The sequence below is a fragment of the Arthrobacter sp. Y3223164 genome (assembly GCF_059091005.1).
In genome coordinates this window covers 1-395 of record NZ_JBNHGF010000893.1, presented here as the reverse complement: position 1 = coordinate 395, position 395 = coordinate 1, and the positions used below count along the sequence as shown (strand labels likewise).

The 395-nt window shown below is 73.7% G+C and carries 1 protein-coding gene; it reads left to right on the top strand.

Annotated features, from left to right (window positions below):
- The coding region (locus AC5RUJ_RS18595; protein WP_494156555.1) for an AAA family ATPase at positions 1-248 on the top strand (248 nt) is incomplete at its 5' end.
- Between the last annotated feature and the right edge of the window lie 147 nt (positions 249-395).

The following is a 395-nucleotide window of genomic DNA, read 5'->3' as shown; positions in this document are numbered from 1 at the left end:
GGGCCACGCGGTCCGCGCCGTCGTTCCAGCTGGGCGTTTCGCCGCGCGGCGCCACCGCCCTGCTCAACACCTCCCGGGCCTGGGCGTGGCTTAACGGCCGCGGTTTTGTCACGCCGGACGACGTCAAGGCGATGGCCCTGCCGGCGCTGCGGCACCGGGTGGGACTGCGGCCGGAGGCGCAAATGGACGGCGTGCAGGCCGACGACGTGCTGCAGAGCATCCTGGCCACCGTGCCGGTCCCCCGCTGAGTGACGCCGTGGCGATCACCGGACGTTTCGTCCTGCTGGCCCTGGCGGGCGTCATCCCGCTGATGCTCTTCCCGCGCCCCGTCACGGCCCTGGTGTGCTGCCTGCTGCTGGCCGCGGCGGTCGGCGTGGACCTGTCGCTGGCGCTGT